Origin of the sequence: Methylosinus sp. Sm6, assembly GCF_019802345.1 — a bacterium.
GTDB lineage: Bacteria > Pseudomonadota > Alphaproteobacteria > Rhizobiales > Beijerinckiaceae > Methylosinus.
The window spans coordinates 22,336-44,993 of the sequence record NZ_JAINDZ010000004.1; the positions used below are offsets into that span (position 1 = coordinate 22,336).

Annotated in this window: 23 protein-coding genes and 2 pseudogenes; 9 read left to right on the forward strand and 16 right to left on the reverse strand. The window is 64.3% G+C overall.

Features of this window, described 5'->3' with window-relative positions:
- Positions 1-12: 12 nt before the first annotated feature.
- Together K3F48_RS04060 and K3F48_RS04065 are read left to right on the forward strand one after the other, a co-directional pair.
- A complete protein-coding gene (locus K3F48_RS04060; RefSeq protein WP_222574138.1) occupies positions 13-873 on the forward strand; it encodes a site-specific integrase in 861 nt (286 codons plus the stop codon).
- Positions 873-2,074, forward strand: a pseudogene (locus K3F48_RS04065) (IS91 family transposase). The gene K3F48_RS04060 and the pseudogene K3F48_RS04065 overlap by 1 nt, the downstream one beginning before the upstream one ends.
- A gap of 358 nt (positions 2,075-2,432) precedes the next feature.
- On the opposite strand, the gene K3F48_RS04070 reads toward K3F48_RS04065, so the two are convergent.
- The 5 genes from K3F48_RS04070 to K3F48_RS04090 form a co-directional block, all read right to left on the reverse strand.
- Entirely contained in the window at positions 2,433-3,443 is a 1,011-nt protein-coding gene (locus K3F48_RS04070) for an acyltransferase family protein (RefSeq protein ID WP_370631347.1), read from the reverse strand.
- 172 nt (positions 3,444-3,615) lie between these two features.
- Positions 3,616-4,179: a TlpA disulfide reductase family protein gene (locus tag K3F48_RS04075; protein WP_370631358.1), complete on the reverse strand. Its 564-nt coding sequence runs from the start codon at positions 4,177-4,179 to the stop codon at positions 3,616-3,618.
- A gap of 118 nt (positions 4,180-4,297) precedes the next feature.
- Positions 4,298-4,564 carry a hypothetical protein gene (locus tag K3F48_RS04080; protein ID WP_222574144.1) on the reverse strand — a complete coding sequence of 89 codons (267 nt, stop codon included), beginning with the start codon at positions 4,562-4,564 and terminating at the stop codon, positions 4,298-4,300.
- A gap of 96 nt (positions 4,565-4,660) precedes the next feature.
- Positions 4,661-5,212 (reverse strand): RNA polymerase sigma factor, encoded by a 552-nt coding sequence (locus tag K3F48_RS04085; RefSeq protein ID WP_222574145.1) that lies wholly within the window; start codon positions 5,210-5,212, stop codon positions 4,661-4,663.
- An 11-nt stretch (positions 5,213-5,223) separates the two neighbouring features.
- Entirely contained in the window at positions 5,224-5,427 is a 204-nt protein-coding gene (locus K3F48_RS04090) for a DUF2892 domain-containing protein (RefSeq protein ID WP_222574146.1), read from the reverse strand.
- 326 nt (positions 5,428-5,753) lie between these two features.
- Between K3F48_RS04090 and K3F48_RS24790 the strand changes: the two are divergent.
- A pseudogene (locus K3F48_RS24790) lies at positions 5,754-5,882 on the forward strand (hypothetical protein); the annotation flags it as partial.
- A gap of 80 nt (positions 5,883-5,962) precedes the next feature.
- Here the strand turns inward: K3F48_RS24790 and K3F48_RS04095 are convergent.
- From K3F48_RS04095 to K3F48_RS04105, 3 genes are all read right to left on the reverse strand, one after another.
- Positions 5,963-6,421, reverse strand: a complete 459-nt coding sequence (locus K3F48_RS04095; protein WP_222574147.1) for a hypothetical protein — start codon at positions 6,419-6,421, stop codon at positions 5,963-5,965.
- A 110-nt stretch (positions 6,422-6,531) separates the two neighbouring features.
- Positions 6,532-7,152, reverse strand: coding sequence for a trans-aconitate 2-methyltransferase (locus K3F48_RS04100; protein ID WP_222574148.1), 621 nt, complete (start codon positions 7,150-7,152; stop codon positions 6,532-6,534).
- Between the two features lie 31 nt (positions 7,153-7,183).
- Positions 7,184-7,603 (reverse strand): helix-turn-helix domain-containing protein, encoded by a 420-nt coding sequence (locus K3F48_RS04105; protein ID WP_222574149.1) that lies wholly within the window; start codon positions 7,601-7,603, stop codon positions 7,184-7,186.
- A gap of 69 nt (positions 7,604-7,672) precedes the next feature.
- Between K3F48_RS04105 and K3F48_RS04110 the strand changes: the two genes are divergently transcribed.
- The gene (locus K3F48_RS04110; RefSeq protein ID WP_222574150.1) at positions 7,673-8,104 is read left to right on the forward strand and encodes a mercury transporter MerT; all 432 of its coding nucleotides are present in this window, start codon (positions 7,673-7,675) and stop codon (positions 8,102-8,104) included.
- Positions 8,105-8,332, forward strand: a complete 228-nt coding sequence (locus K3F48_RS24160; protein WP_255608218.1) for a GDCCVxC domain-containing (seleno)protein — start codon at positions 8,105-8,107, stop codon at positions 8,330-8,332.
- A gap of 248 nt (positions 8,333-8,580) precedes the next feature.
- On the opposite strand, the gene K3F48_RS04115 is transcribed toward K3F48_RS24160, so the two are convergent.
- Positions 8,581-8,829 carry a hypothetical protein gene (locus K3F48_RS04115; protein WP_222574151.1) on the reverse strand — a complete coding sequence of 83 codons (249 nt, stop codon included), beginning with the start codon at positions 8,827-8,829 and terminating at the stop codon, positions 8,581-8,583.
- A gap of 236 nt (positions 8,830-9,065) precedes the next feature.
- On the opposite strand from K3F48_RS04115, the gene K3F48_RS04120 reads away from it, so the two are divergent.
- A complete protein-coding gene (locus K3F48_RS04120; RefSeq protein ID WP_222574152.1) occupies positions 9,066-9,347 on the forward strand; it encodes a hypothetical protein in 282 nt (93 codons plus the stop codon).
- Here K3F48_RS04120 and K3F48_RS04125 read toward each other — a convergent pair.
- From K3F48_RS04125 to K3F48_RS04135, 3 genes are all read right to left on the reverse strand, one after another.
- Positions 9,331-11,553, reverse strand: a complete 2,223-nt coding sequence (locus K3F48_RS04125; protein WP_370631348.1) for a TonB-dependent receptor — start codon at positions 11,551-11,553, stop codon at positions 9,331-9,333. The genes K3F48_RS04120 and K3F48_RS04125 overlap by 17 nt on opposite strands.
- A gap of 406 nt (positions 11,554-11,959) precedes the next feature.
- A complete protein-coding gene (locus K3F48_RS04130) occupies positions 11,960-12,193 on the reverse strand; it encodes a hypothetical protein (RefSeq protein WP_222574154.1) in 234 nt (77 codons plus the stop codon).
- A gap of 66 nt (positions 12,194-12,259) precedes the next feature.
- The gene (locus tag K3F48_RS04135) at positions 12,260-13,540 is read right to left on the reverse strand and encodes a methyl-accepting chemotaxis protein (RefSeq protein ID WP_222574155.1); all 1,281 of its coding nucleotides are present in this window, start codon (positions 13,538-13,540) and stop codon (positions 12,260-12,262) included.
- A 240-nt stretch (positions 13,541-13,780) separates the two neighbouring features.
- Here K3F48_RS04135 and K3F48_RS24795 point away from each other — a divergent pair, with 240 nt between their 5' ends.
- The 3 genes from K3F48_RS24795 (at position 13,781) to mobF (ending at position 18,328) form a co-directional block, all read left to right on the forward strand.
- Positions 13,781-14,572: an integration host factor subunit alpha gene (locus K3F48_RS24795; protein ID WP_370631349.1), complete on the forward strand. Its 792-nt coding sequence runs from the start codon at positions 13,781-13,783 to the stop codon at positions 14,570-14,572.
- Between the two features lie 267 nt (positions 14,573-14,839).
- Positions 14,840-15,157 carry a hypothetical protein gene (locus K3F48_RS04145; RefSeq protein ID WP_222574156.1) on the forward strand — a complete coding sequence of 106 codons (318 nt, stop codon included), beginning with the start codon at positions 14,840-14,842 and terminating at the stop codon, positions 15,155-15,157.
- 3 nt (positions 15,158-15,160) lie between these two features.
- On the forward strand, positions 15,161-18,328 hold the full coding sequence (gene mobF, locus K3F48_RS04150; protein WP_222574157.1) for a MobF family relaxase: 3,168 nt from the start codon (positions 15,161-15,163) through the stop codon (positions 18,326-18,328).
- Positions 18,329-18,369: 41 nt separating this feature from the next.
- On the opposite strand, the gene K3F48_RS04155 is transcribed toward mobF, so the two are convergent.
- From K3F48_RS04155 to K3F48_RS04170, 4 genes are all read right to left on the reverse strand, one after another.
- Positions 18,370-19,101: a phospholipase D-like domain-containing protein gene (locus K3F48_RS04155; protein ID WP_222574158.1), complete on the reverse strand. Its 732-nt coding sequence runs from the start codon at positions 19,099-19,101 to the stop codon at positions 18,370-18,372.
- A 47-nt stretch (positions 19,102-19,148) separates the two neighbouring features.
- A complete protein-coding gene (locus K3F48_RS24800) occupies positions 19,149-19,745 on the reverse strand; it encodes a DUF2726 domain-containing protein (RefSeq protein ID WP_370631350.1) in 597 nt (198 codons plus the stop codon).
- 115 nt (positions 19,746-19,860) lie between these two features.
- Complete coding sequence (locus tag K3F48_RS04165; protein ID WP_222574160.1) at positions 19,861-22,179, reverse strand: type IV secretory system conjugative DNA transfer family protein; 2,319 nt, start codon at positions 22,177-22,179, stop codon at positions 19,861-19,863.
- 30 nt (positions 22,180-22,209) lie between these two features.
- Positions 22,210-22,647 (reverse strand): hypothetical protein, encoded by a 438-nt coding sequence (locus K3F48_RS04170; protein ID WP_222574161.1) that lies wholly within the window; start codon positions 22,645-22,647, stop codon positions 22,210-22,212.
- Between the last annotated feature and the right edge of the window lie 11 nt (positions 22,648-22,658).

The window sequence follows — 22,658 nt, forward strand, 5'->3', positions numbered from 1 at the left end:
CAGGAGGTTCAGATGGCCGAGATCAGCCCTCTGCGTCGTCGCATGATCGAGGACATGACGGTCCGCAATCTTTCGCCGGCGACCCAACAATCCTACATCCACGCGGTCGCGAAGTTCAGCCGATATTTCGGGCGTTCGCCCGAGCGCCTGGGACTGGAGGACGTCCGCGCCTACCAAGTGCATCTGGTCTCGAAGGGCATATCCTGGGCGTCGCTCAATCAGACCGTCTGCGCTCTGCGCTTTTTCTACGGCGTGACGCTCGGTTGCGAGACGATCCCGGAGCGGATCGCCTATGCGCGCGAGCCGCGCAAGCTGCCGTCGGTGTTGAGCGCCGACGAAGTGGTCCGCTTTCTCGAAGCCGTGTCCAGCCTCAAAGCGCGCGTCGCGCTCACCACCGCCTATGCCGCGGGACTGCGCGTGTCGGAGGTGATCGGACTGAAGGCGGCGGACATCGACAGCGACCGCATGGTCATTCGCATCGTGCGCGGCAAGGGCGGCAAGGAGCGCTACGTCATGCTGTCTGAGCATCTGCTCGGCATCCTGCGCAGCTATTGGCGACTCGCGCGGCCCGAGAGCTTCTTGTTTCCCGGTCGCGACAAGGACAAGCCGATCGAGCAGACCGTGCTGCACGCCGCTTGCCGTTCGGCGCGCGCCGCGGCCGGCATCGACAAGAGAGTGAGCGTCCATGTCCTGCGGCACAGCTTCGCGACGCATCTCCTAGAGAGCGGCGTCGATATTCGCATCATCCAGGTTCTGCTCGGCCACGAGCATCTGTCGACGATGGCGCTCTACACGCGGGTTTCGACACGACTGATCAGCGCGACGAAGAGTCCGCTGGACCGTCTTTCCTTGGAGGTGACGCCGCCCGAGTGATGGGCGTGGCGAAGCCGGCGATCGAGCTCGCCGACATTTTCCGTCGCCATGGCGACGCCTATCTTCGCGATCACGCCGGGCGTCTTGGCCGCAGCGAACGGCGCGTCATGGCCGCGATCACGGCGTGCCGGACGGCGGCGCTCGGCGGCCATGTCGAGCAATGCGACGAGTGCGGCGCGAGTCGCATCGCCTACAACTCCTGCCGCAACCGGCATTGCCCAAAATGCCAGGGCGCGGCGCGCGCCGCCTGGCTCGACGCGCGCAAGGCCGAGCTGCTGCCCGCGCCCTATTTCCACCTCGTCTTCACCCTGCCTCCGGCGGCGGCCGAGATCGCTTTCCAGAACAAGAGGCTCGTCTACGCTGCGCTGATGCGCGCCGCCGCCGAGGCGACCATGACGCTCGCTGAAAATCCCAAGCGCCTCGGCGCCAGGATCGGCATGCTCGCGGTTCTCCACACCTGGGGTCAGACGCTCACCCATCATCCCCATGTCCATTGCGTCGTCCCCGGCGGCGGCCTCTCGCTCGATGGCGAGCGCTGGATCGCCTGCAAGCCTGGCTTCTTCCTGCCGGTGAAAGCACTGGCGCGCCTCTTCCGTCGATTGTTCCTCGCCGCCCTGGAGGCGGCCTTCGGCAAAGGCGAGCTGCGCTTCTTCGGCGAACTGGCGCCACTCGGCGAACGGCGCGCTTTCGCCGAGCGCATCGGCTCGCTGCGAAAGATGGACTGGATCGTCTACGCCAAGCCGCCTTTCGGCGGTCCCGAGCAAAGGTGCTCGCCTATCTCGCGCGCTACACTCACCGTGCAGTGATCGCCAATTCGAGGCTCGTCGCGGCCGACGACGACGAGGTCGCCTTCTCCTATAAAGACTACCGCCGCGAGGGGCGCCGTCGGACCATGCGCCTCTCGCCGGACGAGTTCATTCGCCGCTTCCTGCTGCATGTGCTCCCCGACGTCTTTCACCGCATCCGCCATTACGGCCTTCTGGCCAGGGGCGATCGCGAGAAGCGGCTCGCGCTCTGTCGTCGTCTCTCCGCCGCCGCCGCGGCCGTCGATCATCCGGTCGAGCCGAAGGTCCGCCCATGCGATGACCCCTCCACCGCCGCAGCGCACGTTTTCCCGTGCCCCGACTGCGGCGGGCTCATGCGCCGCATCGGCGCCGTTCCGCCCGCGAGGGCGCGCCCGTTCCATTGCGACACGTCATGAACCAGGCCATCGTCTCCCGCCCAGAGCTCCGGACAGCACCCCGTTTCGCTCGTCGCACCATGTGCCGACGGGAGGCCGTCTCGCGTCCCGAGCGCGACACTGTTCATGATGATGACGCCGATCTCACGTCAGAAGACCACGAACCACGGTTCCAGCGATCGCGTCCCGCCGGTCCGCCGAGTTCTCGGCTCCTGCTACGAGCGCCAGCGGCCCCACCGCGGCCCTGCGCCAATCGGCGACGAGACGCGCTTTCCCCATAGTGGCTAACGACCCGCGCCTTCGTTCAATCCGGCTTATGTGAGGTCCGCTTCCGGGCAGACCAAACATTGCGCCGCGGACCTCACATAACCCTCCAGATTCACAAGGTGGTTGAAATGGCTTTGAGCGAGCTCAGGCTGAATCGCTCTGGCCTCTCGAAGAGAAATCGCAGCCGTCCGTTCCTGACATGCCGATGAAGGACGATGGGAATCGTCACGCCAGCGAGCGTTACGAGGAGCGAAGCCGTTCCGACATCCGAGACGAGATGAAACGTCGTGATCGCGGTGCGGGTCACGGCCATGGGAAGAAAAAAGGAGAGGTAGATGACGATCGAGTTTCGGCCACAATATTCCAGCCACGAGTTCCAAGCGACGAGAGAAAGCAGGGTTGCGAACACCACGACGGCGCCGGCGCCGGCTATGCCCGCGACTAAACTCACGACCGGCAAATCGGCGAGATTCGGATAGTCGGGCAATGGTGCGGGCGAAAATACAAGCGCCGAGTTGCAGCAGGCCCAAACGAAAAGACTGACAGTGGCTTTCGCCGGATTCGAAGACGCCCATTCGGCAAGGGCGAAAATGCGTGGCGCGAAGATATAGCCGAACAGGAAGTAGACGTATCGTGCAGCGAACTCGTCGGGAATCGTCCAGCCGGTTCGAATGCGCGCTGTTTCGAGCAGCGCCGCGGCGAAAAGCACTGCGGTGGCCGGCGCATGCCGAAGCAACTTCGTCACGACGAAGAAAATCGGCAGGAGATAAATGAACCAGAGCGTTCCGAAGGGTTCGACCAGGCCCAGCGCGAGACGATCGATGGCGGCGCTCGCGCTCGGTCCCTCGAGCAGTCTGCCCTTGAAGATCCACTGGATGGCGAACCACAGCAGATAGAAATAAGCAAAATGCGCCACTTTGCGGTCGATGAACGTCCGCCAGTCCCGATTGATCGTTCGACACAGGAACAGTCCCGCGATCATGAAAAAGTCCGGCATACGGAACGGTTTTGCAAATGCGACGAAGGTGTGGAGAAACCCTTCGGCCCCCATCGCTTCGCCCACCCCCAAGGTGGAGTGCATCATGACGACCAGAGTGACGCAGAAGCCCTTCGCATGATCCACCCAGGCGATCCTCGTGGGCCCCGGAGACGCAGGATCCGAAGTTCGTAGTTCTGGGTTCGCGCTGACAGAATTGACAGAGTAGATCATTGCGACTTGCCTCGTTTATCCGGAATTGCTCTCCATCATCATCGTCTAAGCGGCCGCCATTTGGACGCGCGGACCGCCGGCTCCTTCATCGGGCTTTGGAATAATGGCGCAAGAGCGCAACTCCGTCCTGCGAGCGCCAATCCACTTCGCCGATTATGTAGCCCGCGATGCGCCCCCGAGGGTCGATCACGAAGGAAATCGGCATTCCGTAGAGGATGAAGGGCGCCTTTTGCGGGTCGGACAGCGGCGCGGCGACGCGCCCCTCGGGATCCAGGAACGAAAGGAGATGCGTGACGCCGAGACGGTCGAGGAAAGGCGCGACAGCCGACCTGCCCAGCGGATCGACTGACACCGCCACCACTTCGACATGGGCCCCTTCGACGCGCGATAGATGTTCCAGCATTGGCAGTTCCCGACGGCATGGCGGGCACCATGTCGCCCAGAAGCTCAGCAGCACGACCTTTCCGCGAAGCGAGCGGAGATCGGTGAGCTTGCCATCGATCCGTTCGAACGTCAGGGGCGGCGCCATAACCAGCGGCCTGAGCTCGATGAACTGCGACGTGACCGATGTGAGCGGAGGCGCGGCGTCTAATTCCGATCCGGCTTTCGCGGAACTCGCTATCACAACGCCGACAAGACTGGCGACCATGACGGCGAGGAGCAGCCGAGCAGCGACGATCACATTCGGAGGCCGGGCGGTCGCGCAAGACAACGCCCGGCTACTGCGGCGATGAGAGGGACTGGGGCCGATCGGCTGGTCCCGGGTGTCACATCTCGGCAATCGTGCCGCCTTGCGCTTCGCAAGCCCTGGCTGATTTCGCGGGCGCCCAGCCCTGACCCTTGCAAGAGTTCATGCCCTTGCATGAGTTGCTCGCAGTCTTGCAGGCGCTCATTCCTTTGCAGGAATTGATGCCCGCGCAATGCACGGAGTTCGCCGCCTTCTTCGCAAGCGCAGGGCTTGTCGCAGCGCCAGTGACGGCCAGGGCGACCGCCGCGATGGCGAGCGACGCTCCGCATACGACTTTCATCTTCATTGTGATTTCCTCTTCGGTTCGGCTCGAAATCGAGCCTGTTCAGGGTATCGAACGATTCGCGGCGCGGAACTCCAATCCCGCAACCGATACTGCCGGTCAGAGGCGATCCGGCGCGAGATCGGCCGCCGACGACTCCGTGCCGATGAGATATTCTCGGACCAGCAAGCGGGCCCGGCGCAAGCGAGCTTTGGCGGTCTGGACGCTGACGTCGAGGCACTCGCAGATCTCGGCGATCGTCAGCTCCTCGAAATCACGCAAAAGGATCACCTCCAAATAATGCGCGGGCAAGGATTCGAGCGCGAAGGCCAATTCTACCCGAAGCTCGTCCATCGGGCGCGCCGCGATCCTGTCCGCGATCCTTTCCTCGTCGAGCTCTTCGTGGGCGAACATTCGTCGCGACAGCCGTTGGCATTCGCGACGAACGACCGTGAACAGCCAGCCGGCGAAGGACGCCGCAGTTCTCAGCGAACGCAGGCGCTGCACGACGATGAGAAGGGCCTCCTGCACCGCATCGTCGACTTCGCTGGTCATGCAATGGCGTCTGGCGTAGCGGCGCGCGTCGAACCGGCATTCGGCGAGCAGCCGGTCCAGCGCGGCGGCGTCGCCCCCTTGGGCGCGGACGACGAGATCATGGGCGCAAGCCGCCATCGCTTTCCCCCTCAGTGATCGAGCCGACGTCCCACCATGGCGCAGGCAGGGCAGAAGCCCAGCAGCCCGCTCATCGCGGCCATAAGTCCCATGGCGCCGACGCCCCATCCAGTCGGCGTCGCGCCGAAATAGGCGACGGAGGCGGTCAGCCGCCCCACGCCCATCGCCACCCTGACAACGCGCTCCCAGCCGGGAACATTCTTCGCATACAGCATCTTTCCACTCCCATCGTAGTCGGAGGATCCTTCCTCGACCGACAAGAGGGAGGGAAACCGAAAAAAGATTCGCCACCGCGAAAAAAATGTTATCGCACAGTGGCGCGCAGAGTCGGCGCGGCCCGCGGCTCTGGCGGTAATTCTGAGTGCGTCGGCCTATTGCCGGCCGTAAGCTGGAGCCAAATCGACCCGGTGCTGCTCACGTTTTATCGAGGCCATAGAATGGAACTCGTCTCGACAATCACCTGCCGGGACTGCGGCCGTCGCTCAACTGAAGCAATGCCGACGGATGCGGAACGCTTCTCAAGTCGAAGCAGGGGGATTGTTGCGTTTTCTGCTCTTACGGCGATGTGCCATGTCCGCCGATTCAAGTGGCGGAAGAACATAGCCGAGACGATGGATGCTGCTCTGCCGCACCCATCCCGGCAAGGCTCAATATCGAACCGGACAAATGATCGCTCCTTGGAGGACCTTGCCGTCCGTGAGCGCGAAAGAATTACCCGGAACGGTCTGCACGCAGCTCAACACGAATTCGTCAGTCGAGCAATGGTCGAGAGCATGCGTCTTCGGATGAGCACACTCGCCGCGCGGATCGCAAGCCAATAAGGCGTGAAGGCGCGCTTCGCTTGCTTGTCGGCGCAATGAATTCTCGTCTCGGTGACGAGGCGAGCCGTGCCTCGTCCGCCCCTCTAATCCAGAAGCGCATCACGAGCTTCGGAACGCCCGCTTCGTCGAAGCTCTTGAACGTCGCACCGTCTGGAATGGACGCAATACCGAAATCGGCCCTCCAGAAACGCCCGCAGAGCCCGAACACCATCTCGCTTTCGCCTTGCGCGAGCAAGGTGAAGCGATGCATTCCAAAGGGCGGGGAAGAAATCTCGCCCATAAGTCGCGCTGGCGCCTCGCGTATCGCCAGAAATGCGCGCACGATGGGATCATCGGTCGCGGTCAGCGCCGGAATGACTGCAAAAACGCGGGACGCCGGGGCGTCCACAATCCCCTCGTACCGCCGCTGTCTCTGAGCTAAAATGACGCTCGACTTTCGCAATATCTTGTGCTCGATCTAACGGGCTGAAAATTCAGGCGCGCCGACGAGCAATACTCTTATGCGCAACGGCGGAAGGTGCTGAATTGGAACCGCTGAACGGTTTGCCATGGCGTTGAATGCTCATGATGGCGACTGTCGATCAGCACGAAGTCTGCCCCGAGAAGCACGCTGAGGCTTTCCGCGCTGTAGCGCGTAACAGGAAGCCCGCTGCATTTTTCGGGACCGTCGAGAGCGAACGTGCCAAAAATCGCGTGGCCGCCGGGCCGCAGGGCGGCCTGGAGCCGCTGGATGTACGCAGTCTGCTGGTTTTGGTCGGTGAGGAAATGAAAGGCGGCGCGGTCGTGCCATACGTCATAGGTTTCCGACGGACGCCACTCTGTTACGTCGCCTACGATCCATTTGACCTTATTGCCCTTATCGCCAAGGCGCGCACGCGCTGCGGCGAGCGCCTTCGCTGACAGGTCGAGAACCGTGATGTTCTCAAATCCTCCCGCCAGAAGACTATCGACAAGGCGCGATTCCCCGCCTCCGATGTCGATGACCGCGGACGATGATCGAGCGACGAGGTGAAGCAATTCCAGAGAGGGGGAGGGCGTCTCTTGAAACCAGCTTACCTCGGTTTCGCCTTTGGCGGCATAAACGCTGTCCCAATGAGCCTGCTGGCTTCCGCTGCCCATGGCTTTTTGTGCTCCTAGAAGGTTGATCCGATCATATCGGCCATTCCTCGGCGTCCGGCATCTTCAATATATCTAGGACGGGACACGACGGGGCGGCGTCGCCGGAACAGCCAGCCACGGTCTCGGCAAGGATATGTTCGAGCTTGGCGAGGTCCGCTCGTTTTGCCCGCACCTCGTCGAGATGCGCGCGCGCAATCTCTCGCACCTCGGCACAAGAGGCGCGAGATGGAGCGGAGAGAGCTAAGAGAGCGCGGATTTGCTCGATGCTGAATCCGAGTTCGCGGGCGCGGCGGATGAAGGCGAGCCTTCGGACGTGCGCCTGTTCATAGGCACGGTGTCCGCTCGGCGTCCGGGCGGGCGGCGGCATAAGCTTGATGCGCTCGTAATAGCGCACAGTCTCGAGGTTGACGCCCGTCGCGGCCGCGAGCCGCCCAATCGTCAAGGATCGCATGGAATTTTCTCTTGCGCCCGTAGTGACTACGGAGTGCAGGATAACCGGACCTTCGAGGAAAGGCGAGCCATGACCATCGACGACGCCGCACCAGAAACAAAGCCAGCCGTTTCGGCTTCCCCCGTCCCGCCCGCCGCGCCGAAATGGCTTGCGGCCTTGGGTCTCATGGCTGGCCTTGGCGCGGTTATCGCCTCGTCATGTTGCGTCGTTCCGCTCGGGCTTTCCGCGCTCGGCGCGGGCGCGGGTGTTCTGGGCGGCCTTGAAACTGTCGCAGCGTGGCGCGCGCCGCTTCTCTCTGTCAGCGCCTTGGGAATGATCGGAGGATGGGGCGCATGGTGGTGGAAGCATCCCGTAACATGCGTCGCGGGTTCGTCCTGCGCGTCGCCGGAGCGATCACGCGCAACGCTGGCGCTGCTCCTGTGCGCGTCGGCGATCGTATCGGCGGCGGCAGGCTGGAGCTATATCGACCCCGTACTGCACGAGCTCGTTCGAGGCCATTGAATGAAACTCGAATCGATAATCACCTGCCCGAACTGCGGCCATCGAACAGCCGAGACGATGCCAACCGACGCCTGCCAGTTCTTCTACGAATGCAAGAGCTGCGGGGTGCTTCTCGAGCCAAAGGCAGGAGACTGTTGTGTTTTTTGCTCATACGGCGATGAGCCGTGCCCGCCGATCCAGGAAGCGAAAGAGCATGGCCGCGCCGCCGGATGCTGCTCCGGCGCATAGGAGTCCACTTCTGGCGCGACCTTCCCGTTCGGGAAGGCATGGACTCTTCGCTGCCGTTGTCACGGTTTCGATTGAACTATGACCGTCCGACCTTCGCGTCGACTTTTGGACGCCCTAAGCCGCTCAAGCCGACGATTCCACATTTGAAGCCCATGCGTCCCGTGTTCTCGGGCCATCTCGCTGCAGCGCGGTATCCAGGGGACCGGGCGGATAAGGCAATGGACGCGACCCGGTACGCGCCTTCGCTCTCAACAATTCAACGTCGTTCCGGCGGTGTGGAAGATCGGGAAGACATAGGCGATGACGAGCCCAGTAGCCACCAGCCCGCTCTGGTGGAGACGTGTCCAAGTCCCGCCGACCCACCTGCGCCAGAAATCGACGTCGATGAAAACGGCGACCGCGGCTCCGATAACGTCGAGCCAGCCAAGAACATAGATAGTGATAAGCGCCGGATCGACGGAGTTGTTCAAAAGGCTGGCGTCGCGCACGGCGAGCATGGTGAGAGCCTTGACGACGAGGAGATCGACGAGCAGCGACGATCTGACGAAAGCGAGCCGACGGCGATCCGCGGCCGGCAGGCCCGACGATCGCTTGTGCCAGCGCCGCCACAGGGCGGCGAGGGGCTAGGCCAGCAGCGACAGCAGCGCGAACGCGACGCTGGACGCAAACGCGGGGACGACCCATCTTCTCGTCCATCACCTTGACCTCGCGCTCGAATTTCGCGTGGCCGAGCATGATCGTCGGGCCCTGGAACCTCCACCGGTTCAGTGGTCGCGTGACGAAGACGAGGCCGAGAACCTTCTGCTCGACGGCGATCGCCTTTAGCGAGACGTCGACGCCGAACCTGGCCTATGTCCTTACAGCGAAAGAAGCTGGCGAATGCGCGCCGCACCGTGGCCTTGGCGCCGCTCTCGCTTGGCGCAGCCATGATGATCGTCTCCGGTCGCCGGCACTGCTGCCGGCGACCGATGTCAAGGCGAATATCGTGCCGACCGTGCTCAATATCTCGCGTTGATCGTCACATAAGCGGAGCGCGGCGCTCCCGGCATGATATTGTTGTTGTTATGCGCGGAGGCGTAGTAGGTCGCGCCGAGAATATTCTCGATATTCACCTGCGCGCTGATCTCCTCGCCGAGGCCGAAGAAATTCTTGCCGGGGTTGAAGAACACCGCGCCGTCGACGCGCGTGTAGCCGGGAACGATCACGGCATTGTCGATGGTGGGGTAGAACCTCGAATTATGCACCACGCCTGCGCCGACGCCGAACATCGGCGTGATGTCATATCGATTCCAGAAGGAGAATGTGTCCCTCGGCACGGAGGGAACGACCTTGCCGATCGCGCCCGCGTTCTGCGCGCTCATGATCGCGGCGGCCTGATGCGCATAGCCGAGCGAGACCTGCCACTCGTCGGTGACATTGCCGACGAGCCCGAACTCGCCGCCTCTCGTCCGCGTGTCGCCGATGATCGTGCCGATCGGCCCGACGGTGAGCTGCTGATTGGTGCGATCGAGCTGATAGAGCGCGCCAGTGAAATAGAGGCGCGGCAGAATCCGCGCCTTGAAGCCGACCTCGTAATTCTCGAAGCCCTGCGGCCCGAGCGACGCAGTGGTGACGTTCAGCACGTTGAACTGGTCGCCGGCGCTCGGCAGGAAGGAGCGCGACCAGCTGCCATAGAGCGACAATTCCTCCAACGGCTTCACCACCAGGCCGACGCGCGGCGACCATCGATTGTCGGCGCGGCGGAACTGCTGCCCGTTGAGCCCGTCGGCGAATGCGAGGTCGAAGCTGTCGAATCTCACGCCGGCGACGACATCGACATATTTGGTGATCTCGATCTGGTCCTGGACATAGCCGGCCGCCAAGTCGAGGTCAGTGTGCCGTCTGCGGTTGGGATTGGTGAAGAAGACCTGATTATAGACGCTCGGAAACCAGAACGGCGTGTTCACACGCCGGGGGCCTGTGAATGGGTCGTTCCACCGCGACAGATCGCGCCAATCGTCGCTCTTCTGATTGCCGATTTCGGCGCCGAACAAAAGCGTATGCCGGATGTCCGGCGTCATCGAAAATTTATAGGTGAAGTCGGTCTGGTTGAAGATGTTCTGCCGCGGATTCGAGGCGACATAGCCGTCGATGCTGACGAGCCCCGTCGCGAGAGCCACCGGCTGATCCGGGAATGTGTTCTGATAGCGCTTCTGATAATCGGCATAGACGGTCTGGTTGCGAATCTCGAGGCCGAAGTCCGTCTTATGGTCGACGACCAGCGACGCGCGGTTGAGGTCGACCTTGGAATAGCTGGCGTCCGCATTGCCGAAGAAGGAATTGATCGGCGTGGAGGCCGGATAGGCCGGAACCACCGGAGAGCCGCCGATCGAGGGAATGCCTCTGTCGGCCGTGCGATGATCCCGGAAATGCTCGTAGCTCAGCGTCACAGAGGTGTTCTCCTCCGGACGCCAGGTCAGCGTCGGGTTGACGCCATAGCGCTCGAGATCGAAGAAGTCGCGGAAGCCGTAGGACTGTTCATAGAGCGCGTTGAGACGCAAGGCGACCGTGTCGGAGACGGCCTGTCCGAGATCGACGGTCGCGCGCTTGCGGCCCCAGCTTCCGGTGCTGAACCCGAGTTCCCGAATCGTCTCGCCGTCGGCCTTCTTGGTCACGCGATTGACGACTCCGCCGCCGCCGCCGCGCCCGAAAATCAGCGCGCTCGGTCCCTTCAGCACCTCGACCGCGGAGATATTGTAGAGATCGCGATAATATTGCGCGTCGTCGCGCACGCCGTCGGTGTAGAAGTCAGCGGTCGTGTCCTGGCCGCGGATGGTGATCTGATCGCGATTGCCTTCCCCCTGCACGACCGTCACGCCCGGCACATAGGTCAGAGCCTGCCCGAGGCTGACGCTGCCGCGATCCTGCATCTGTTGCTTGGTGAGGATCGAGACCGACTGCGGGATGTCCATGATCGAGGTGGCGGTCTTTGTCGCCGAGGACGTGCCCGCGGCGACATAGCCTTGGACGCCGATCGGGCCACGCCCGAGGACGACGCCGCTCGCCGTGGCGGAGTCCCAGAATGTCTTCTCGACACGCAGCGCGACAGGCGCGGGGGCGATCGGCTGGGCCGGCGCGCGCGGCGCTTGCGCGGCGTGGCGAACGGCGCGCGCCCGGACGTTTGCATGGGGAGTGGGCCGAGGCGCCGGCCGCGCCTTCTCCTGAGGCGCATCGACTCTCACCGCCGGAAGTGGCGTTGTCGCCGCCGGCTCGGCGCGAGCGCCGCCCGCCAGAGCCAGAGCGGCGGCCGAGCTCAGGAGAGCCCTGCGAGCCGCGCTTATATTGCCGCAAAGCGATCCTTTGTCTCGACGAACCCCGTTCCCGGTCGACGTATCGACTCCGCTCATCTTCCCGCTCCGCAGTCGATCCTTTCAGCCACGAACGGCAAAGGACAGGTTTGCTGCGTAGTTTTGCGGAGGGGCGGCGTCAATCGATCGGCGACACAGTTTAGAAATATTGTAACAAATTAGAAACTATTTTTCTGATTTGTTGCTAAAAAGAAACACGGCGGGGAGCTCCGGTGGCGCTATCGATGAGCCGCCCCCGAACGATGCGCCGCTCGATAGTGCAAGCTTTCGCTGGTGACCGTCACGTCATGGGCGAGGCGCAGCGCACAATCTCATAGGCGCGGACATGGGTGAGGGCGATCTCGAGAATAGGTGCGTCGAGGGTGGCGCGCTCGGCCCTCGCGAACATGTCGCCCAAGATATGCTCGCCGTCGGTGCGCACGTCGCGCTCGATGTCGCGCGGAATGCCGAAGATGCCGTGGTGCGTCATCAGAAACAGCGCGTCGGCGAGTGGCGCCAATGTGACGGAAGGCAAAATCTCCCTGCGGCGACGTGGCGAAAACTGTGGGCGACGGCCGCGAGGAGCCGCCGCACTCGCGCTTCACAGCGGGAGAAACTCGTCGCGCCCGCCGCTCTGCGCTTCCCCGCGCCGGCGCAAAACGACGCGCGAGGCTGCTTCCTCCAACGCCTCCTCGACATCGCGGAAAGCGGAGATCGCGCCCGCCCGGTCGCGCGCGTCGAGACGCGCCGCCATGACGGACGCGCCGAGATCGACCCGCTCGAGCAGGCGTCGGAAGGCCGGGTCCTTCACCAGAGTGCTCGCGGCGAAAGCCGTCGAGGCGCCGCGCCGGCCGCCCCCGAGCGCGTGAGGCTCGGCGCGGGCGCGCCCGACCAGCATGGCTGCGAGCCTGCGCCGGAAGGCGGCGGCGTCGGCGGGGAAGCGCAGGCTCAAGTAATCTTGAAAGCTGCGCGATTCGGCCTTGTCGAGAATCTCCCCGGCGTCTCTCTCCGCCGCCGTCAGCAGCTCGATGACGGCGTCGAACTCGCCGCTCGTCTTGCTCGCCTTATCGACTATCTGCGTGACGTTGAGCGAGATCGAATGCACGGTCGAGCGCTGCTGACGCTGGAGATCGGCGAGCTCCGTGATCCGCTCGGCGATGGACGAGATCGAGGCGCCCGCGGCGCCGATCTGCCGTTCCACGTCGCGCAGCTGCGCGTCGCCGTCGGTGACGGTGGCGACGCTGTCGTCGACGACTTCGCGAATGGAGGCCATCTCGCAATGCAGCACGGCGAGGCGCGCTCTGATCGAATCGGTCGCGCCGCTAGTCTGTGCCGAGAGCGCCTTGACCTCATTCGCGACCGCCCCGAAGCCGAGGCCGGCGTCGCCGGCGCGCGCGGCCTCGATCGTCGCGTTGAAGGCGAGAAGGCTGGTCTGACTCGAAATCTTCTCGATGGCGCCGGCCATCTCCGCGATCTGCCGGACCGCCGCTTCGAGCACGCCGAGCCGCTCGCGAATCTCGCCGACCTGTGCGGCGATGCCCTTCATCGAGCCGGCGAAGAGCGCGAAATTGCGCACGCAGGCGTCGGTGGCGCGGCGCGCCTGCTCGGCCTCCGCGGCGCTGCCGACGCCCGCGTCGGCGAGTTGCGACACCGATTCCGCGAGCGCCGCCACGGCCTCGGAGATGGTCGAGCCCGATTCGGCGACGGCTCGAATGTCGTGCGTCACCCAGCCGACGATGGTGTTGGCGTCGGACGCCATGGCCGAGAGAGCGGCGAGGCTCGCGAGATCGCATTCGGCGGTGGAGTGGACGTCGGCGGTCGAAAAGCTCTGCGTGGACGTTAAGGCGACGACCTCGACCGGCGTGACGGCGGCCGTTGCCACGCGCTCCGCCGAAGCGCCGCGTTTCCTGCGAAACCAAACCATTCTCGAAACCTCGCCCCGCCCAGGCCACGAAAATCGCAATTCGTTCGGAACGGAGAAGCCTGGACGCAATGACGTGAGTCATGCTCGTATCACTATGCGCGTCGCTCGGCAATGTGGACGAACAGCAAATCTAAATGGCCCTGTCCGGGATGCATTTTTTCGACTTTCGAAGACTCGGCTTTCTGATTCGAGGTGGTGGTGCCGATTCCCGACCGACTGCTCGCCAAGCTGCATGACGCCTGCGCCGCGTTTCCCGACAAGCGGAAGGGCGCGGGAGGCCATTCGATGGCCGATTTCGTTGAAAAACTCTGTGGTTCGGCGTGGACAGCTTCCGTTGGAGGCATTTTTCAAGATTTTAGGCTGCGCCACCGGCGGGGACACGACCCGCATGGGTCGCACAGGCGGCCGGGCGATGATTGGTTGTGGCGCATTCTTGCCATAGGCGAACAGGGAAATTGGGGCAATCAGCTCCCTCCAATCCGGTCGCCACGGATCATGAACGAAACCCCATACCGACCAACTACCGGACGCGGGGGGCGCTGGTCTTCCCCATGCCTGCGCGGTAGAATTTCGCTGCGGCACTCTGGCTCGCTCTCCTCGCCGCAGCCGCTGCGGTGTGTTTTCGAGGGAGCGGCGAAAAAGCCGGATACGATTTTGGACGCAACTGTTTCCAAGCATACTGTGACCCGCGACGACCTCGCGCACGCCATTTACGCCCGCCTCCCCGGCCTCTCCCGCACGGACGCCAAGGCCCTGCTCGATTGCGCGCTCGAGGAAATACTGTGCGCCGTGGTGCGCGGAGAAGACGTAAGTCTCCGCCGTTTCGGCGCCTTCCGCGTCCGCTCCAAGAACGCCCGCCCCGGCCGCAATCCGAAAACCGGCGTCTCCGTTCTCGTCTCACCGCGCCGGGTTGTCGCGTTCCGGGCGGCGCCTCATCTGAAATTGGCGGTGGCGCCGACGCGTACGGTCCCGGCAGGCGATCCGTCTTGAGACCGCGATTCCAATTGCCAAAAAGCCAGCTCGCGCCCGATATTTCGTGCGTCGCTATCCGCTATCGTCGGCTTGGCCCGTGCGCGCGTGCGCGCTGCGGGTACGGATGGTCTCGCGCCGAGATAATCGCTCGGGCGATGGCGACGACGCCAGCTTCACGGCGCCTTTCGGGACAGCAATCGGCGCGTGGCCTTCGACGCTGAACTCGGCGGTTTTCCATTCGCGCAGAGTCCAGCGACGCTCCGCCTCCGTGGAGGAGGCGAAATCATGTCCAAGGAACTGAAAGAAGGGCTCGCCCGCGTCGAGGTCGAAGCCAACCAGATCGTCGAAGCGGTCGGCCTTCAGAACGAGCAGATCCGGATCACCATCGCCCGCCTCGACGAGATCATCGCGCTTCTCACGCCCAAGGACGACGCCGGCGAGCCGAGTTTGAGCGACTTGCTCGCCCATCTGATCGCGCAGAACCGCGAGCAGCTCATTCTCACGCGGAAAACCGTCGATATCCTCGTCGACATGCAGCAAAACCTTCCGGACAAGACCGTCGAGGCTCTCGAAAAGCGCTTCTCGTCCCTTTCGAAAGCCTGATCGATGATCACCTTCCGCAAATTCGCCGCCGCTTCCGACGGCAAGCTCGTCCGCATGTATTTCACAGAGGCGAGGCTCGACCCGCAGCAGGCGCAACAGACGTCGGAGACCCTCGGCCGGCAACTGGAGCCGGGTTCGCGCCTCACCAGCTACTACACCGGCCGCGACGCCGGACCGGCTTGGCGACAGGACATGCCCCTCTCCGTCGCCCGCGCGCTCGGCATCAATTTTCATCACGCGCCCAAGGACGAGGAGCTCGACCGGCTGTTCGAGGGCAAGCGCGCCGACACGGGAGAGGCCTGGTCCAAGCACAAGCGAGAAATCAGCGGCTACGACTTCACCTTCTCGCCCCACAAATCCGTGACGCTCGCCGCCGAATTCGCGCAGGATCCAGCGGAGGCCGCCGCCATCCGCAACGCCATCTACCGCGCCAATGACGCCGCGATGCGCTATGTCGCCCGCGAGATCGGCTGGGCCCGGCGCGGGCGCGCGGGGGAGAACGGCGCCGATCCGGGCGCTGTCGGCTGGGTCAGCTTCCGACATTACATCGCTCGCCCGACCCTGCCGGTCCAGGACGGCCGCGCGGGCGCGACCTATCTCCTCGAAGCGCCGATCGCGGGCGACCCCCACGACCACATCCATAATGCGCTGTTCAATCTGGTCGTCACTGGCGAAGGCCATATCGGATCGCTCGACACCCAGCGGCTGCACGCCCGCGTCCACGAGTTTGGCGCCTTCGCCCAGGCCGTCCTCGCCGACGAATTGCGCGCGCTCGGCATTCGCGTCGCCTATGACGAGAAGGAGCAGGCCGCCGTCATTCTCGCCATCCCGCAATTCGCCAATGAGGCCTTCAGCAAGAGCACGCATCAGGTTCTGCGCAACGCCAAGGTCTTCGCGGCCGGCCAAGGGATCGATTGGGACGACATATCTGCGGAAAAGAAAGCCGAGATTCTCCGCGAGGCGGCGGCGGCCGCTCGCCTCGCCAAGCATGGCGAGAAGACGGATCACAAAATCTGGCGGGATCAGGCGGAGGCGATGGGCTGGGAACACGTCACCGTCATGGAGGGCGCGAAGATCGCAGAGCTGCCGAGCGAGGAGCGGATCGAGCGGGCCTACGCCTTCGCGGCGAAGCATCTCGCCGAGGAATTCCACACGGCGGCCGTCATTGACCATGACCGGCTTCGTGTCCACGCAGCCCGCGGATTGATCGGCGCCGGCGTCGCCGGTGGCGTCAAGGATATCGACAGGGTCGTCGAGCAGATCGAGCGCAAGGGGATCGAGATTCACGGCGAGCATGTCGATCTCGTCGCCGCCTGGGCAAAGCGCGAGAATGCCGAGGACGAGCCGCGACAGGTGCTCCGCGTCACCAACTCCGCGCAAATCGGCGTCGAGGAGGGCCTCCGCGGCTATGCCGCGCGCGCGGCGCTGGACACATCCGGCGCGCTGGCGGCCGGCGACCTCCGGCGGGCCGTCGAGGCTTCAGGCCTCGATTTCGACAGCGAGCCGGAGCATGGAGCCGCTCAAAAGGCCGCGATTTATGCGCTCGGCCAGGGCGGCGCGCTCTCGCTCCTCACCGGCGTCGCCGGCGCGGGCAAATCCACGCTGTTGCGGCCCCTCGTCGCCGCCTGGAAGGCCGACACGCGTTACGAGGCCGCGGGCCGCGAGCTCGTCGGCGTCTCGACCGCGTGGCGACAGGCCGATCAGCTGCAGGACGCCGGCATCGATCGGACCAGCGCCCTCGAGCCATTGCTGAAATCCGTCGAGGCCGGCGAATTCACGCCCACCCGCAACACGATCCTCGTCATCGACGAGATCAGTCAGATCGCGCCGCGGCCGATGCTGCGGCTGCTCGAGCTGCAGGCCGAGACCGGCATGACCATCAAGGCTCTGGGCGACCGCGAGCAGGCGCAGGCGATCGAAGCCGGGGATACGATCGAAATCCTGCGCCGCGCCATGCCGAAGTCGGCGCAGCCGGAACTGCTCACCGCCGTCCGTCAGGTCGATCGGCACGACCGCCAGATCGCCGGCATGTTCCGTGACTCCGAGGCCGAGACCGCCCTCGCGATGAAACGCGACGATGGAACCGCGATGCTGGTCGGCGGAGACTTCGATCAGGTCGCCGCAAAGATCGCCGATTTCTATGTGAGCCGGCGCGACATTCTGAACGCCGCCGGCTCGAAGCGCGGGATCACCATTTCCGCTCCGACCAATGAGGACGCCGCCGCGATCAGCATGGCGATCCGGACGCGGCTCAAGGGGCGCGGGGAGATCGGCGCCGACGAGACGATTTACAAGGCGATCGCGCCGCGCGGCGCGAAGGAGCCGCACGCCTTCGATCTGCCGATCGCCACCGGCGACCATCTGCGGCTCTATCGCTACACATGGTCGAAGATCGACGGCAAGGACGGCCCGATCGGCTATAACGGCCATGTCGTGAAGGTGATGGGCAAGACCGCCGGCGGCCTCCTCCTGCAAAACGCCAAGGGCCAGGTCGGCGAGGTCGAGTGGCGCCGTCTGATCGACCCTGTGAGCAAAAGGCTGATGCTCGGCTTCGGCCACGCGCTCACGATCGACGCGGCGCAAGGCGTCACCTCGGACGAGCATATTGACGCGCTGCCGCGGGGCAGCGCCGGCATCACGGCCTTCAAAGCCTATGTCGCGGAAAGCCGGGCCAGGGGGACGACCTGGACGATGATTTCCGAAGCGGCCGTCTTTGATGCCGAGAAGAGAAGCCGCGCGCTCGGCGACGCCAAGCCGATCGAGGCGGAAGACCTCTGGAAACGGGTCGCCGCCGATATGGCCTCCAAGCCCTATAAGTCGCTCGCCCTCGATCTCGTCGAGGCCTGCCGGCGCACGCGAGAGCGGTCGATCGATTCCTTCATCGAGCAGGGCCGCACGTTTCACAGGCGCCCCGACGACGCCAAAGATCCCGGCCGAAAAGCGCGGGAACGCATACGTTCGAAGATCGCAGCCGATGAAGTTGCGCCTCACATCGCCTCAATCGCGGAAGCCGCGAAAAGAAACGCGGCGATTCTCGACGACGCGTTGGCGAGCGTCGAGTCGGCGCTCCGTCGCAAACATTCCGTGCAGCGCCCCGATCATCGCACGATCGAAGAAACGGCGACGGCCAATACTCCGGCGCGTCCGTCATCTCCGTCGCATGGCGCTTGAGCGGTCCGCTCCGAGCGGCGGCTCACACGCCCATGCACGCCTCAACGTCCGACGGCATGTCTCCAGCCCGCGGCGACTGCCTCCTGCTCCGAGCAGAACCATTGTTCTCCGGCGTTCTGGTCGATCTTGACGCGGTCGTAGAACTGTTCGCCCGGCTTATGGAATCTCCGCTCGCCATTGCGACTGATGTTCCCTTTGATCTCGCAGTTCGCCGGCGCCGTTGCCTTCGCCGCATTCGAACCGATGGACCGCGATGCGAAAACCGGCCTGGGCGCGCCCACCGGCTTCGCCGCCGCCCAGATCTGCTCGAAGCGCGCCGCGAAGGCTTGCACGGCCGCTCGATCGCGGATGACGAGGAGATCATTGTCCTGCTGTTTGAGGCCCGACGCCGTCAAATTCGCAGAGCCCGAACGTAGCAGCGCGCCATCGACCGAATAGGATTTCAGATGCATGAATGGACCGGGCGGGCTGACGCGAAGGTTCTGCGAAACCTCTCGCAGGCGGTCGAGATCGCTCCCTTGGCTGGGGTCGAGAACGACCCTGATCGCGACGCCACGCCGATGGGCGTCGATCAACGCGTCGATGACGGGCCAGTCCGTCAGCACATAGGCGGCCAGATCGATGGTCGAGCGCGCTGCGCGCAGCAGCGCCACATCGAAGCGCTCCAGGTTTTCGGCAGGGGCGAAATGGATCTCGACCGGTTCGGCCGCCATCGCGGGGCCGAGCGCCGCCAAAGCGAAGACGCTGGCGTAAAGCGACTGTCGGAAGGGCATTCGATATTGCTCCCCTGAATTTTGACGCGCCCCGATGAGTGGACGTCTCATCCTCGCTCGATCGATCTGAGATCGGGTCGGGCCATTCTAACGACGCCGGCCTCTCGCAGCATAGGTTCGAGCATCGCCACGGAGTAAGCGCGCCGCGCCCTCGCCCGCAGTAGCGGAATTCCGATCTCCCCGAATACCGCGTCGACGAATATGTCGCGCTCCCTGCGATGCGGGAGCGCATGAGTCCTGTCGTCCAATTCGATGGCTGCAACGGGTTCCAAGGTGCTGGAATTGCAGATGACGAAATCGATGCTCTTTCCGAACACCTTGTTCATCGCCGCACGCCTTTTCGAATTTCTCACCCGAAGATCGACGTCGACCAGCTCGGCGAGCCGCACCTGCGCGAACACGCGAAAGCCCTCCCCGACCGCCTCGTCCAAGACGCTCAGGAACCGTTTTTCATTGGCCGTGAGAAATCGCCCACGCCGATAGGCAGGCCGACGGTCGACCAAGCCGATGAACGCGAGAAGCGCCAGAAGGAGGACGCCGAGCGCGACCAGAAGGGCGCCATTGCCGCCCGATATCCCCTCGATAAAATTGCCGATCCCCGCGCCGCGATCGCCGTTCATCGCGTCTCCTTTCGGCGCGCCCATTGTCGAGCCTGCGGGAATCTCTCCTTGTCGTCGCAGCCGGCGAGCGCGCTCGATAGGACGTAGAGCGGCGCCAGCGCCGCGACACGTTCGAGGTCGACAATCCGCGCCGGCGCCCTCAAGGGGAAATCTCCGCCCGCCGCCGCGCCGCCGGATTTTCCGCGGCCTCGGCTCCTCCGACGATCACCGCCGTGACCGTGGCCAAATCCGCCTGCAGCTTCTCCCGATTTTCCCGCGTGGGCAACGTCCCTTCGGTCTCCTGCAACGCCGCCTCGATTTTACCCAGAAGGGCCGCGGCCCTTTCTCGCGCCGCCGCTCCATCCTCGCCGATCGCCGCCTCGATTTCGACGACCTTCTCGAAGAGCGCCTTGTCGAATGGTTCGACAGGCCAAACGTCCCCCGTGGCCTCGCCTTTCGTTCCGTGCAGCGCCGACTTCAGCATGAGAGAAAAGCGCCCCCCCGCGCCCTGTCGCTCCTCGCGCGCGACAAACGGAACCTCGCCCGCCGCGCGGATCGCCGCGTCGACGCAAGCCTCCCTGTCGCCGCCCTTCGCTTTGGCGAGACGAAAGGCTTCGAATATCGCCTTCAACGTCGGCGCCATGGTCTCGCGGCCTCCGGCGGCGACGATCCCATTCTCGATTCTGGCCGTGATTTCGCGGATCGCGTCGAGCCTCGCCTCCAGTTCGGCGTGGGCGGGCGGCGCGAGGGATATCCGCCTTACGAGGCGCTTGGGGCCCGAATTGTCGACATTCGCGTGAAAAACCTTCGCGTAGATCCGGCGGCCGCCGAACAGCATGATCGCCTCGCCCTCGATGAGGCTCTGCAGGTCTCGCCAGTTCACCCGCGACACCTGGCGCACATCGGCTTGGCGCGTGTCATGATAGACGCCGATGTCGCCGCCGCGAAAGCTCGTCGCCTGCGCCACATCCGTCATGCCCGAGGTCTCCTCGATCCATTCGCGGGTGCGATTGGCGTCCTGCTGGCGCATCGCCGCGGTCAGATTGGCGTTGCCGAGCAGCGTATAGGTCTTCTCCCCGAGCCGCGCGAAGATCCCCGAAACCTCCTGAAAGCCGAGCCAGAAGGCGATATTCAAGCTGCGGCCTTGCGCCATCATCCGGTCGAGATCGCTCGTCGCATAATAGGCGAGCTCGTCCAGCACGATATGATAGGGAGCCTCCATGCCGAGCATTTCTTTCGGCATGCCGAGCATTTGCGCCATCATTCCGCGGAGCGACGTCACCACGATCTTGCCGAGGCCCGCCAATGTGTCGGAGGAGTTCTCCAGCGCCGGCAGGGAGACGACGAGAATGCGCCGGTTCAAGACCACGTCGCGCATGTCGATGTCGCCCTGCTCGACCTTGAATATGTGCCCGAGCGACACGCCGAGCTGCGTGAACATCTCCGTGAAATAAAACCGCGCATAGCCGTGCTGCTTGGACGGATCATCGGATTTCTGCTTGTTGTAATCGAGGTCCGTGTCATAGCCGGGAAGCTCGCCGAGATAGGCGAGCAGCGGATAGACCACGTCCTGCGGCAGATCGAGCGGAATGTCCTTCGCTTTGCCGGTCGCGGGGTCGCGCAATTCATAGTGACCCTTCACGGCGAGCTTCCAGATCACCCGCAGCTCGAGCGCATCCCGGATCTTCTCGATGTCGATCGGAATGCCGGCGTGATCTCTGATCCATGTCAGGACGGGGATCACCGCGCCGATCAAGGCGACGGCGCGGCTGCGGAAGACGCCGTTCGAGTCATTGGCGGCCTGCTCGCCGAGCTGGCTCACCACCATCTCGCGGATCGCGTCGGCGTTGCCCGTTGCGAAGGGATTGAAGCTGTTGCTCTCTTTGCTCCCGCTGGCGACCAGGAGATTGAGATGCAGCACATCGTCCTCGCGACCGAACCGCCGCGCGAGCGCCATCACCTCGCCGAACAATGTGTGGTCGGCCTTGCCGTCGACGAGAACGAAGCCGCTCGCATGGGTCAGCGCATTGGAGACGAAGCCCAAAATCGCGGTCGTCTTGCCGGCGCCGGTCGTCCCCGGAATGGTAGCATGCTGTCGCCCGTCCTCGGCGGTGATCCACAATTCCCGGCCGGAGACGTCACGTCCGAGATAGATGATGCCCGCCGCCATGCGCGGCGCGCGGTTCTTGGGATCGGGATAGTTCCAGTCCGCGACGCCGGCGCTCTTTGGAAGCCGCATCGGCAGCTCGACTCGCCGCGTCAGGACGAGGGCCGCGTAGCCGATCGCCGCCGGGAGAATCAGATCGACCGAAGCAGGCTCCAGCAGCATGAGTCCGGCCCCGACGCAGAGAACGGCGCCGGAAAACTCGCTCATCAGCGAGCCCCAGACGCGCGTCGACATCGGCCGCAGATCGCGCAGCGCTTGCGCGCCCGATCGTTCGAACCTTTCCTGCGGTCCGGAAATCTCACGCGGGATCATATGCCGCTCTCCGCGACGATGGGGCTCGTGTCATTGCTGCAGCCCGAAGGCGGCGGGACCGGATCGGCCGGCGTCGGCCGATGCGCCCGGAGCGGGCGTGATCTGCGGGGGCCGCTGCAGGTCGCGAGCAAGCGTCTCCGGCAATGACGTCGGAGACGGTGCGGCGGGCTCCGGCGACGCCACTGCCTGGTTCACGCCGAACGCCTTTTGCTGAGACGAGACGCTTCCCGCCCGAAAGCCCACATAGCCGACGGCCGACACGCCGAAGCCGACGAGCAGCGTCGTGAGCAATGACCGCCTCGTCGGCGAGGGGGACGCGCTGCGACGTTCGATCTCGGCGCCGAGGGCGTGACGCTGGCTGGCCGAGGTCGCGACGATCGCGCCGTCCAGATGCACATGAACGTCGATGTGAATATGCGGCGGCTCCGACACGGCCTTCGTCTCTTGCGTGGAAATGGCTTCGTCCATCAGGGCCTCCT

What these genes read in the sequence shown, in the direction of transcription:
- K3F48_RS04115 (WP_222574151.1), bottom strand. Translation starts at nt 8,829, where the DNA reads ATGCTCGCCGTGCGCGACGCCAGCCTTTTGAACAACTCCGTCGATCCG.
- K3F48_RS24160 (WP_255608218.1), top strand. Translation starts at nt 8,105, where the DNA reads ATGAAACTCGAATCGATAATCACCTGCCCGAACTGCGGCCATCGAACA.
- K3F48_RS04100 (WP_222574148.1), bottom strand. Translation starts at nt 7,152, where the DNA reads ATGGGCAGCGGAAGCCAGCAGGCTCATTGGGACAGCGTTTATGCCGCC.
- mobF (WP_222574157.1), top strand. Translation starts at nt 15,161, where the DNA reads ATGATCACCTTCCGCAAATTCGCCGCCGCTTCCGACGGCAAGCTCGTC.
- K3F48_RS24800 (WP_370631350.1), bottom strand. Translation starts at nt 19,745, where the DNA reads ATGGGCGCGCCGAAAGGAGACGCGATGAACGGCGATCGCGGCGCGGGG.
- K3F48_RS04080 (WP_222574144.1), bottom strand. Translation starts at nt 4,564, where the DNA reads ATGAAGATGAAAGTCGTATGCGGAGCGTCGCTCGCCATCGCGGCGGTC.
- K3F48_RS04085 (WP_222574145.1), bottom strand. Translation starts at nt 5,212, where the DNA reads ATGGCGGCTTGCGCCCATGATCTCGTCGTCCGCGCCCAAGGGGGCGAC.
- K3F48_RS04170 (WP_222574161.1), bottom strand. Translation starts at nt 22,647, where the DNA reads ATGGACGAAGCCATTTCCACGCAAGAGACGAAGGCCGTGTCGGAGCCG.
- K3F48_RS04165 (WP_222574160.1), bottom strand. Translation starts at nt 22,179, where the DNA reads ATGATCCCGCGTGAGATTTCCGGACCGCAGGAAAGGTTCGAACGATCG.
- K3F48_RS04120 (WP_222574152.1), top strand. Translation starts at nt 9,066, where the DNA reads ATGATCGTCGGGCCCTGGAACCTCCACCGGTTCAGTGGTCGCGTGACG.
- K3F48_RS04060 (WP_222574138.1), top strand. Translation starts at nt 13, where the DNA reads ATGGCCGAGATCAGCCCTCTGCGTCGTCGCATGATCGAGGACATGACG.
- K3F48_RS04105 (WP_222574149.1), bottom strand. Translation starts at nt 7,603, where the DNA reads ATGCGATCCTTGACGATTGGGCGGCTCGCGGCCGCGACGGGCGTCAAC.
- K3F48_RS04145 (WP_222574156.1), top strand. Translation starts at nt 14,840, where the DNA reads ATGTCCAAGGAACTGAAAGAAGGGCTCGCCCGCGTCGAGGTCGAAGCC.
- K3F48_RS04075 (WP_370631358.1), bottom strand. Translation starts at nt 4,179, where the DNA reads ATGGTCGCCAGTCTTGTCGGCGTTGTGATAGCGAGTTCCGCGAAAGCC.
- K3F48_RS04110 (WP_222574150.1), top strand. Translation starts at nt 7,673, where the DNA reads ATGACCATCGACGACGCCGCACCAGAAACAAAGCCAGCCGTTTCGGCT.
- K3F48_RS04155 (WP_222574158.1), bottom strand. Translation starts at nt 19,101, where the DNA reads ATGCCCTTCCGACAGTCGCTTTACGCCAGCGTCTTCGCTTTGGCGGCG.
- K3F48_RS04090 (WP_222574146.1), bottom strand. Translation starts at nt 5,427, where the DNA reads ATGCTGTATGCGAAGAATGTTCCCGGCTGGGAGCGCGTTGTCAGGGTG.